Annotated in this window: 9 protein-coding genes; 6 read left to right on the forward strand and 3 right to left on the reverse strand. The window is 72.4% G+C overall.

Going from position 1 to position 11138, the window contains the following annotated elements:
* Positions 1 to 453 precede the first annotated feature (453 nt).
* From NJ376_RS29070 to NJ376_RS26735, 5 genes are all read left to right on the forward strand, one after another.
* Positions 454 to 2340 carry a calcium-binding protein gene (locus NJ376_RS29070; RefSeq protein ID WP_305880026.1) on the forward strand — a complete coding sequence of 629 codons (1887 nt, stop codon included), beginning with the start codon at positions 454 to 456 and terminating at the stop codon, positions 2338 to 2340.
* A gap of 85 nt (positions 2341 to 2425) precedes the next feature.
* Positions 2426 to 2971, forward strand: coding sequence for a hypothetical protein (locus NJ376_RS26720; protein WP_252956408.1), 546 nt, complete (start codon positions 2426 to 2428; stop codon positions 2969 to 2971).
* Between the two features lie 120 nt (positions 2972 to 3091).
* A complete protein-coding gene (locus tag NJ376_RS26725) occupies positions 3092 to 4843 on the forward strand; it encodes a type I secretion system permease/ATPase (protein ID WP_252956409.1) in 1752 nt (583 codons plus the stop codon).
* Between the two features lie 106 nt (positions 4844 to 4949).
* On the forward strand, positions 4950 to 6353 hold the full coding sequence (locus NJ376_RS26730) for an HlyD family type I secretion periplasmic adaptor subunit (RefSeq protein WP_252956410.1): 1404 nt from the start codon (positions 4950 to 4952) through the stop codon (positions 6351 to 6353).
* Positions 6354 to 6760: 407 nt separating this feature from the next.
* Positions 6761 to 6964, forward strand: a complete 204-nt coding sequence (locus NJ376_RS26735; protein WP_252956411.1) for a hypothetical protein — start codon at positions 6761 to 6763, stop codon at positions 6962 to 6964.
* Positions 6965 to 7037: 73 nt separating this feature from the next.
* Here the strand turns inward: NJ376_RS26735 and NJ376_RS26740 are convergent, their stop codons facing one another.
* The 3 genes from NJ376_RS26740 to NJ376_RS26750 form a co-directional block, all read right to left on the reverse strand.
* Positions 7038 to 7205: a hypothetical protein gene (locus tag NJ376_RS26740; protein WP_252956412.1), complete on the reverse strand. Its 168-nt coding sequence runs from the start codon at positions 7203 to 7205 to the stop codon at positions 7038 to 7040.
* 15 nt (positions 7206 to 7220) lie between these two features.
* A complete protein-coding gene (locus NJ376_RS26745) occupies positions 7221 to 8531 on the reverse strand; it encodes a sensor histidine kinase (protein WP_252956413.1) in 1311 nt (436 codons plus the stop codon).
* A gap of 107 nt (positions 8532 to 8638) precedes the next feature.
* The gene (locus NJ376_RS26750) at positions 8639 to 9313 is read right to left on the reverse strand and encodes a winged helix-turn-helix domain-containing protein (protein ID WP_252956414.1); all 675 of its coding nucleotides are present in this window, start codon (positions 9311 to 9313) and stop codon (positions 8639 to 8641) included.
* Positions 9314 to 9429: 116 nt separating this feature from the next.
* Here NJ376_RS26750 and NJ376_RS26755 point away from each other — a divergent pair, with 116 nt between their 5' ends.
* The gene (locus tag NJ376_RS26755; RefSeq protein WP_252956415.1) at positions 9430 to 10866 is read left to right on the forward strand and encodes a DegQ family serine endoprotease; all 1437 of its coding nucleotides are present in this window, start codon (positions 9430 to 9432) and stop codon (positions 10864 to 10866) included.
* Positions 10867 to 11138 lie beyond the last annotated feature (272 nt).

An 11138-nucleotide genomic window follows, 5' to 3' on the forward strand; every position in this document is an offset into this window, starting at 1 on the left:
GCGGATGCCTCGGCCTCCGGCGACAACACCTTCACCGCCACCGGCACCAGCACCTCCACCAGCGACTGGCACTCGAGCTCCAACTCGGTGTCCGAGTCCGCCACGGACTGACGCCGTCTGAACCGGCAGGGCCGGAGCGTGAGGCGCAGGCCTCATGCTCCGGTACCACGACCGCCCGCGTGCTCCACCCCTTCGGTGCGCGCGGCCCGAACGGCGACCCGTCGCGCATGCGAGCAGGGCCCGGGAGGTACCTCCCGGGCCCTGCTCGCATGCGCGCCTAGCCATGCCTACGCCGATGGAGGTAGCCGGGCGCATCGAAGGAATTGCCGCCCAAGCACCAATGGTCATCCTCCGATGGCGGCGTTGCCGCAACGGAGCGGAGGCGTAGGCTGCGCCCGTGACCGTCCCGTCAGAGGCCGGGGATGACAGCGGAGCGGGGGGAGAACAGCACCAATGCCAACCGTCAGGCGCCTGGACAACACCGGCAACATCGAGAACCTCAACGACGCCGGCGACTTCATCGTCTATGGCCTGGGCGGGAACGACAACATCAGGGTGTCCCCCCTCCTGCCGGCCAGCGATCCCGCCGACATCCTGTTCGGCGGACAGGGCAATGACACGATGGCCGCAGGCCAGTCCAATGACACGCTGTATGGCGGCGCGGGCGCGGACAACCTCGCGGGCGGCAACGGCAATGACGTGCTGGATGGCGACGCCGACGACGCGGACCCGAATGACGGCAATTTCGGACCTTTTCTGCAGCCTGGCAGCGTGGGCGCGATCGGTGCGGGCGACGCCGCGGACACGCTGGATGGCGGGAACGGCAACGACCTGCTGTACGGCCGCGGTGGCGATGACTTCCTGCTCGGCGGCCAGGGGATCGACACGCTGTATGGCGGCGACGGCAACGACAACCTGAATGCGGGCGGCGGCTTCGGCGTGGCCGGCGTCGGCGACCAGCTCTTCGGCGGCGCGGGCAACGACACGCTCACCGGCGTCTTCAACAACGATCTGCTGGATGGCGCCGACGGCGACGACATCCTCAACGGCTCGGACGGGGCCGACACCCTCATCGGCGGCATCGGCGCCGATGTCATCGATGGCGGCAGCGGCAATGATTCGATGCCGGGCGGCGCCGGCGCCGACCGCATGACCGGCGGCTCGGGCGTCGATACCGTGAACTATGCCGCCTCCGGCGCCGGCGTCCAGATCCAGCTCGGCACCACCATCCCGGGCGCGGGCGGCGACGCGCAGGGCGATACGCTGAGCGGCATCGAGGCGCTCATCGGCTCCAACTTCAACGACCTGCTGATCGGCGACGGCGCGAACAACACGCTGGATGGCGGGCAGGGGAACGACGTCATCGGCGGCGGCCTCGGCGCCGACAGCCTCAGCGGCGGCGCGGGGGTGGACGAGCTGAACTACACCGGCTCGGCCACCGGGGTGACGGTCAACCTGGCAACCAACGCCGTCAGCGGCGGCGACGCGGCCGGCGATACCGTTTCCGGCTTCGAGAACGTCGCCGGCTCGAATTTCGCCGGAGACACCATCACTGGCGATGCGGGCGCCAATCGGCTGCTTGGCCTTGTCGGCAATGACGTGCTCGATGGGGCCGGGGGCAACGATACCCTCGATGGCGGCGCGGACAACGACACCCTGACCGGCAGTGCGGGCAATGACGTGCTGCTCGGCGGCGCGGGCAACGACGTTCTGGATGCCGGCGCCGATAACGACACGGTCGATGGCGGAGCGGGCGCCGACAGCCTCAATGGCGGCCTCGGCACCGACGTGCTGCAATACGCGCTCTCCGCCGCCGGGATCACCATCAACCTGACGACCGGCCTCGGCAGCGGCGGGGAGGCGGCCGGCGATACCGTCGCTGGCTTCGAGGTCGTGGCCGGCTCAAACTTCGCGGATTCGATCACCGGCGACGCCGGCGGCAACCAGCTGCAGGGGCTCGGGGGCAACGACACCCTGATCGGTGCCGGTGGCGCCGACACGCTGGTTGGCGGCGCGGGTGCCGACTTCTACGTCTACCTGGCTCTGTCCGACAGCCTGGGCGCCGCCCCGGACGCAGTCGTCTTCTCCAAGGCCGAGGGCGACCGCATCGACCTCAGCGCCATCGACGCGAGGGCTTCGGAGGCCGGGGATCAGGGCTTCGTCTTCCTCGGGCCCATGGCCGCCTTCACCGGCGGCGCCGGCGGCGGGGAGATCACCTTCGGGCCCGCCGGTGCCAACACCGTCATCCTGCTGGATACGGACGACGCCAACACGGACCCCGACATGGTCATCCTGCTGGCCGGCGCGGTTTCTCTTGCGGCGACGGATTTCATCCTGTGACCGGCCGGATCGCGCCGTCCCGCCTTTCGGCCATGCCTTCTGAACCAGGTGTCCGAGCAGGACTCCACCACCCGGAGACATGACAATGCCTGTCACCTCCTCTTCGAGTTCGAGCTCAAGTTCCAGCTCGAGCGCCGGCGGCGCCACCGCCTCGCTCAGCCTCAAGGTCGTGGGCCCCGGCGCCGTCGCGGCCGCGTCCACCTCGGTGGCCCTGCCCGGCGCGGAGCCCGGCGACCCGCCGCTCAGGGTCGAGGCGACGGCGACGACGGGGGAGGCGGACCTCCCGTCCTGGCCGCCGGGCCTGCTCCAGCACCCGCTGCTGTCCGGGCTGCTGCCTCCGGCGACCACGCCGGCCGAGCCGGCCGGGCCGAAGATCGAGGTCGGCGCGCCGGGAGGCGGCGGCGCAGGGGGGGAGGGCACGACCTTCGTGCACGAGGCCGGGGCCGGCGACATGTCCATCCCGGTCTTCGACCCCACCCTCGACCGGCTGCTCCTGCCGGGCGAGACGGCGATGACCATGGCGGTGGACGCGGCGGATCGTTCGGCTGAGCTGCTGCTGACGGACGGCGCCGTGATCAGCCTGCAATTCGCCCCGCCGAAGGTGGACCTTGGCGCGCTCCTCTTCGAATAGCCACTGGTTCGGCGGGCCGGTGCCGCGCGGGCGCCTGCCCGGCCGCCGGCCGCGGCGGCATCTCCCCGCTGCTGCCCCGCGGACCATGCCGCTGGCGGCCCGCCTGGAAGGAGTGTGCCGATGACTTCCGTCGCCCTCGGGCGCATGGGCCGGCGCGGCGTGGAGAATGCGCTCTCCGGCGCCATCCGCGCCTGCCGGTCGAGCGCCTGGATGCTTGCCGCCTTCAGCTTCGCGATCAACCTGCTGCTGCTCGGGCCGTCGCTCTACATGCTGCAGGTCTATGACCGGGTGCTGGCGACCGGCCGGGTGGAGACGCTGCTGGGCCTGACCGTCCTCATCGCCGCCGCCCTGCTGCTCTACGGGCTGCTGGAGGGGTTGCGCTCGGCCATCGTGGTCCGGATGGCGACCTGGCTCGGCGCGCGGCTCGGGCCGGTCTATCTGGAAGCGGGCGTCCGCGCCCGGCTGGTCGGCGACGCCGCGGGCGCGCAGCCCATGCGCGATCTCTCCACGGTCCAGGCCTTCATGGCCTCGCCCTCGCTCACCGGGATCTTCGACATATTGTGGTCGCCGGCCTATCTGGTGCTGGTGTGGATGCTGCATCCGCTGCTGGGCAGCGTCGCCCTGGCCTCGGTGGCGCTGCTGTTCTGCCTCGGCCTGCTCAACGAATACGTCACCCGGTCGCAGAATGCGCGGGCGAGCCTGGCGCAGATCGTCGCGGCGCAGCAGGCGGACGCGATGATCCGCAACGCCGAGACGGTGCGCGCCATGGGCATGCTGCCGGCGCTGGTCGAGCGTTGGTGCCGGAGCGGCGCGGCCGGCACGGCCGCCTGGCAGCGGGCCGGCGAGACCAGCGCTTGGCTGCTGGGCGTGACCAAATTCGCCCGCAACCTGGTGCAATCCGTGCTGCTCGGCCTCGGCGCCTATCTGGTGCTGCGGAACGAGATGTCCGGCGGCGGGATGATCGCCTCCTCCATCCTGCTCAGCCGGGCGCTGGGGCCGATCGAGGGCGCCATGTCCAACTGGCGGAACTTCGTCTCGACGCGCCTCGCCTATCGCCGCCTGAAATCCCGGCTGGAATCGCTGCCGGCCGAGCCGCTGCGCACGCGGCTGCCGGCGCCGGTCGGGCGCGTCACGCTGGACCGCGTCACCTATGTCCCACCCGGCGCCCGTGCCGCCGTGCTTACCCAGGTCTCGCTCACCGCACAGCCGGGCGAGGCGATCGCCGTCATCGGCCCGTCCGGCGGCGGCAAGAGCACGCTGTGCCGGATCCTGGTGGGCGTCGCCGAGCCGACCGCCGGCGAGGTGCGGCTGGACGGGTCCGAACTCGCGCATTGGAACCCGGCCGAGCTGGGGCGTCATATCGGCTATCTGCCGCAGGAGGTGGAGCTGTTCGGCGGCACGATCCGGGAGAACATCGCCCGTATGGGCGCCGCGGATGATGAGCAGGTGGTCGAGGCCGCGATGCTCGCCCATGCGCATGAACTGATCCAGCGCCTGCCTGAGGGCTACGACACGCCGATCGGCGAGGGCGGGCTGCGCCTTTCGGCCGGGCAGCGGCAGCGCATCGGCCTGGCCCGCGCCGTCTACGGCATGCCGCGGCTGATCGTGCTGGACGAGCCGAATGCCAATCTCGACCAGGCCGGCGAGTCGGCGCTCGGCGCCGCCATCGAGAACCTGAAGCAGGCCGGCGCGACGGTGGTCATCGTCGGCCACCGGCCTTCGACCATCGTGCAGGCGGACAAGATCCTCCTGCTGAAGCATGGCCGCGTGGCGGATTTCGGGCCGCGGGACGAGATCCTGAAGCGGCTGAGGATAGCGGCGGCGGACGGCTCCTCGGCGCCCGAGGGCGTGCCGGAGCACCAGCGCGCATAGGGCAGGGGGCGCCGCCGCTTCGGGGGGCGTTCCGCGCGGCCGGGTTGCGGACCCTGATGACGCCCGGCCGCGCCGGCGAGCCGGGCTATGGAGGAGGGACAGCGAGTTGAACGAGTCCGGATCGCCCGTCGGCGCCGCCACCTCCCCGGCCGCCCCCCGACCCGCCCGCGGCCTGACCCCAACCACGCCCTCGCCCGCCGCACCCGACATCGCCGGGGTGGAGCTGGGCCAGGCCCTGAGCCCGCTGCGGCGCGCGGGGACCCTGCTCATCACCGTGTTCCTGGGCGGCTTCCTCGCCTGGGGAATGCTGGTGCCGCTGGCCGGCGGGGCGGTGGCGCCCGGGGTCATCAGCCCCGATGGCAGCCGGCGCACCGTGCAGCATCTGGAGGGCGGCATCATCGCCGGCATCCAGGTGCGCGACGGCGACCGGGTGACCGAGGGGCAGCCGCTGGTGCTGCTGGAGAGCCTGCAGGCGCGAACGACCTACAACGCGCTGCTGAACCAGTACCATACGCTGCTCGCCACCCAGGCGCGGCTGCGGGCGGAGCAGGCGGGGAAGACGGAGATCGAGTTCCCGGCGGAGCTGCGGGAGAACCCGGACCCCGAGATCCGCACCATCCTCGAGGGGCAGCGCTTCCTGCTCGCCACCCGCAACGCGGCGCATGACGCGCGGCGCAGCGTCCAGCGGCAGCGCATCGAGCAGTCGCAGGAGCAGATCCGGGCACTGCAGGCGCAGGTGTCGAGCGCCTTGAAGCAGCTTGCCCTCATCGCGGACGAGCTGAAGGGCAAGGAGGAGCTGCTGCGCGGCGGGCTGGTGCCGCGCCCGGAGATCCTGCGGCTGCAGCGCGTCGAGGCCGAGATCCTCGGGCGCTGGGGCGAGCACACCGCCATGATCGCCCGCACGCAGCAGCTGATCGGGGAGACGGAGCTGCAGATCCTGGCTGGCGATGCCGAACGGGCGGACAAGATCGCCGACCAGCTCGACAAGGTGCGGACCGAGCTGGCCACGGTGACGGAGCGGCTGCAGGCCAGCCGCGACGTGCTGGCCCGCACCGTCGTCACCGCCCCGATCAGCGGCAAGGTCGTCGGCCTGCGGTTCAAGACGCTGGAGGGCGTGATCCGCCCCGGCGAGGCGATTCTCGACATCGTGCCGGATGAGGAGATGCTGCTGATCGATGCGCATGTCGCGCCCGGGGATATCGACGTGGTGCATGCCGGCCTGCCGGCGCAGGTCCGGCTGACCGCCTTCTCCAGCCGCGGCCTCCCGCGCATCATGGGGACGGTGCGGGACGTCTCGGCGGACCGCCTGCAGGAGCCTTCGAACGGCCAGCCCTACTATCTCGCGCGCGTCGAGGTGAGCCGCGAGGAGCTGGCGCAGCTCGGCCCCGCCGCCGATCTCGTGCCGGGCATGCCGGCCGAGGTGCTGATCGTGCGCACGGAGCGGACGATGATCGACTACCTCTTCGAGCCGCTGCGCGTCGCCTTCGGCCGGAGCTTCCGGGAGGCCTGAGGCCCACCGCTGCGCGGCCGGCGGGTTGCGGCCGGGGCAGGGCGCGCGCAGGCGGGACGCCCCGGCGGCCGCCATGGAGCACGGGTTGCGGGCTTCGGCCGGAGCGGGTCTGGGGCGCAGGTTGCCACCGATGCTGCGGCCGCAGGCTCGGCGTGAAGGCGTCTCTGTTCCCGTGGCGGCGTCCCGGCCACCCGCGTGGGCGGGGCGGAACATTCCGGCCGGGCTGGTGCCGGGGACAGCGTGGACCGGCGGGCAAGGCTGCCCGCCGGCTCGTATCCTCGTGATCGAACTTCCCCTGGACGTCACCATATGCGGGGCTCGGCCCAGCCTTGCCCGCCACGCGGGGCGGGGCCGGGATCGTCCGGGCGGTTTCGGCGTTTTGCCTGCCCCAACAAGGAGGAGAGCTTATGGACGGCAAGGACATCCACCGCAGCATCGGCCGGCAGGTGGAAGGCAAGGCGACCCGGGAGAGCCTGGCGGCGCTGCATCGGCAGCAGCAGGCGGTGCCGCCCGGAACCGCGCTGGATTGCCGGAAGGTGCCGCAGGGGCAGGCGCCCGACCTGTGGAAGGACAGCGCGACCATGGACGTCCTGCCGCAACCGCGGCGATAGGCCAGGGGCAGGGGGCCGCCGCGAGGACGCGGCCCGCTGCCGGGCCGGAGCAGGGCGTCCGGCATGCCCTGGATCAGCCGGTGATCCCGGCGCTGCCGGCCGGCCACGCCGGGATCACGCCACCCGGTCGCGGACCGTCTGCGGCGACGGGCGTGGCGGTGGTGCCGTCCCAGCGCGGCTCGGTCTGCAGCTCGAAGGGAATGCCCTTCTCTGCCCAGGGCGATGCGCAGCTTGCGGGCATTGGGGGTGGCGCTGGTCAGCCGCAGCGTGGCGGGGGTCCTCCCGGGCTTGGCAGGGCGAGCACGACCCGAAGCCCGGGCGCATTGTCCTCCAGCCGCAGCGCCATGCCGTGCAGCTCCGCCACCGCCGCCACCAGCGCAAGGCCGAGGCCGCTGCCGGGGGTGCTGCGGGCAGCATCGCGCCGGTAGAAGCGACGGAGGACCAGCTCGCGTTCCTCGGGCGGGATGCCGGGGCCGTCATCGGCCACGGTGATGCTCTCCGCACCGAGCGCCAGGCGGAGGCGGCCGCCCTCCCGCCCGTGCTTCACGGCATTGTCCAGCAGGTTGGCCAGCGCCTGGGTCAGCAGCTCCCGGTCGCCCTGGCAGGCGATGCCGGGGGCGATCGCGGTCTCCAGCACCTGGCCACGCTCCTCGGCGGCGGGCGCATAGACCTCGGCGACGCTCTCGGCGATGACGGAGAGGTCGCAGGGGGCGAAGCCGGCGCGACGGGCCCCGGCCTCCACCTGGGCGATGCGCAGCAGGGCGGCGAAGATCTCCAGCAGGTGATCGGCCTCGGCGATGGCGGCGGGGATGGCGGCCGCGGCATCGCCGTCGCGCAGCGCCGCCTCCAGCCGCTGGCGCAGGCGGTTGAGCGGGGTGCGGAGATCGTGGGCGATATCGTCCGTCACCTGCCGCAGGGTCGTCATCAGCACCGCCAGCCGGTCGAGGGTGGCGTTGATGCGGGCGGCGAGACGGTCGTAATCGTCGCCGCTGCCGGTGACGGGCAGGCGATGGGTCATTTCGCCCAGTTCGATGCGGGCCAGGGCGGTCTCCATGGCGGCGGCGCGGCGGGTGGCGCTGCGGCCGAGCAGGGTGCCGCCGGCCAGGCCGAGCAGCAGCGCCGCGCCCCCTACCCAGCCGGCGGCGCCGAGCAGCGTCGCCTCCAGCGCCCGCACCGGCGCGATGTCCCGCGCCACGGTGAGGAAGGCGCCGCCGGGCAGGGGCGTGCCGAAGGCCAGCAATTCCCCGGGCGGGGCGGGGGCGGGGCGTTCCAGCGCCAGGGTCTCCCAGCCCGGCCCGCGCGGCGCCCGGGCGAGGTTGCCGGCGAGATGCGTGCCGTTCGGCGCGGCCAGCAGGAAATACTGCGTCCCGCTGGCATCGGCGGCGATCCGCGCTTCGATGGCCAGTGCCAGGCCGCGCGGCCCGCCGAGCTGCGCCGATTGCAGCAGCACGCCGGTATCTCGCTCCACCTCCGCCGCGATCTGCTGCAACGCGAACCGGGTCGTCGCCCACCACGCCACGGCCGAGAGCGCGATGGTCCCGAGCAGCGTGAGGCTGAGATGCAGCAACGTGACCTTGAACGCCGTCGTGCGCCAGAACTCATGGTTTCCAAAGGCCTTTCGGCCTTTGGCGGGGGTGCTCGAGGGGGCAGCGCCCCCTCGAATTCCGGCGCCTGTCACGGTGCCCGGATGCAGTAGCCCGCCCCCCGCAGCGTATGGATCAGCGGCGGCGCCCCCTCCTGGTCCAGCTTCGCCCGCAGCCGGCTGATATGGGTTTCGACGACGCTGGTCTTCGGGTCGAAGTGGAAGTCCCACACCCCTTCCAGCAGCATGGTTCGCGTCACCACCTGGCCTTCGCGCCGCATCAGGAATTCCAGCAGCCGGAATTCCCGCGGCTGCAGCTCGATCCGCCTGCCGCCGCGCGTCACGCTGCGCTTCAGCAGATCCATCTCCAGATCGGCGATGCGCAGCACCGTCGCCTCGCCGGAGAGCGGCGGCCGGCGGGCCAGCGCGTTCAGCCGCGCCACCAGCTCCGCGAAGGCGAAGGGTTTTCCAAGGTAGTCGTCCGCCCCGGCCTCCAGCCCCTCCACCCGGTCGCCGATTCCGGCGCGGGCGGTGAGGAAGAGCGTCGGCGTCTTCACCCCCGCCGCCCGCAGCGCGCGCACCAGGCCGATGCCGTCCAGCTTCGGCAGCATCCGGTCCACCACCAGCACGTCATAGCCGCCGTCGCTGGCCAGGAAGAGGCCGTCCCGCCCATCCGCGGCGTGGTCCACGGTGTGGCCGGCCTCGGTCAGGCCGCGGCGGAGCCATTCCGCCGTCTCGGCGTCATCCTCGACGATCAGGATCTTCATGGAGTCCTCGCTGGACCATACCGATCCGTATGGTTGGCGGCAGCATCCGGGGAGGGGGCGGGGCGTTCCATGGGCCCAAGCCGCGCATGCGGCGACACGCTTTGCAAGAGGGACCCATGCTTCTGAAATCCTCCCGCCTCGCCGCCGCCGGTGCCCTGGCGCTGGCGCTCTCCACCACCGCGCTGGTGCCGCTGGTGCCATCCTCGCAAGCCCTGGCGCAATCGGCGCCGGCCACCGCCCTGGCCCTGCCGCGGCCGGTGGGGCCGGATTTCGCCGACCTCGCCGCCCGCGTCGCCCCTTCCGTGGTGCGCATCAGCATCACCGGCCATACCGAAGGCCCGACGCCGGCCGAGCTGCCGCCGGAGCTGCGCGGCACGCCCTTCGAGCGCTTCTTCCGGCAATTCCCGCAGGGTGGCCAGCCCCGCCGGATCGTCGGCCAGGGCAGCGGCTTCATCATCGACCCGGCCGGCTACATCGCGACCAACAACCATGTGGTGGGCGAGGCCGATACGGTGAAGGTGGAACTCGCCGATGGGCGGGAGCTGCCGGCCCGCGTCGTCGGCACCGACCCGAAGACCGACCTCGCGCTGATCAAGGTGGAGGCCGGCAGCCCGCTGCCCGCCGTCAGCTTCGGGGACAGCGACAAGCTGCGCGTCGGCGAATGGGTGTTGGCCATGGGCAACCCCTTCGGCCTCGGCGGCAGCGTCACCGCCGGCATCGTCTCGGCCCGCGGGCGGCAGATCGGCGCCGGGCCCTATGACGACTTCATCCAGACCGATGCCTCCATCAACCCGGGCAATTCCGGCGGCCCGTTGTTCAACGCGGCGGGCGAGGTGGTGGGGGTGAACTCCGCCATCTACTCGCCCTCCGGCGGCAATGTCGGCATCGGCTTCGCCGTGCCCTCGGCGCTGGCGCAGAACGTCATCGCCCAGCTCAAGGAGCATGGGCGGGTGGAGCGCGGCTGGCTCGGCGTCTCCCTGCAGCGGCTGGACCCGCAGCTCGCCGAGGCGATGAACCTGCGCGACGCCCGCGGCACGCTGGTGGCGGCGGTGGAGCCGGACAGCCCGGCCGCCAAGGCGGGCGTGCAGCCGGGCGACGTCATCACCGGCGTGAACGGCCGCATCGCCGCCCTGCCGCGCGACCTGGCGGAGGCGGTGGCCGAGCTGCGGCCCGGCAGCACCGCGACGCTGGCCGTGCTGCGCAATGGCGAGGCGCGGGAGCTGCGGGTGGATATCGGCCAGGTGCCGGATGCGCGGGAGGCGCGGGCGCGGGAGAGGGGCGAGAATGGCCAGGCCAGCCTCGGCCTGGCGCTGGCCCCGGCGCGGGATGGCCAGGGCGTGGTGGTGGCGGCGGTGCGGCCGGACAGCATCGCGGCCAATCAGGGGCTGCAGCCGGGTGACGTCATCCTGCGCGCCGGGGACCGCCAGGTGCGGGCGCCGCGCGACCTGCAGGAGGCGGTGAGCGCGGCACGACGCGACAACCGGCCGGCGATCGCGCTGCAGATCGAGCGCGAGGGCGGGCGGGCTTTCGTGGCGCTGCCGCTGAAGGGCTAGAGCAGATCGCCGGAGGGCGGCATCGCCCGAAGGCGCAAATCTGCTCTGCAAACAAAGGCGTAGAGCGTTTTCGGTGAACGCATGTAAACCGAAAACACTCTAGAGCATTTTCAAGCCAAGCGGAATCGCTTGGCGACTCGGAAAATGCGGGAAAGCAAAAGACTGGAGCGGTTTCGCGCTGGCACGGTCAGCGTGAAGCCGCTCCAGCAGCTTGAGGGGCTCCGCCCCCGAGCCCCGGCAGAGGGCTCTGCCTCCTTGGCGGCAGTGCCGCC

Source organism: Siccirubricoccus soli (genome assembly GCF_024178315.1).
Taxonomy (GTDB): domain Bacteria; phylum Pseudomonadota; class Alphaproteobacteria; order Acetobacterales; family Acetobacteraceae; genus Siccirubricoccus; species Siccirubricoccus soli.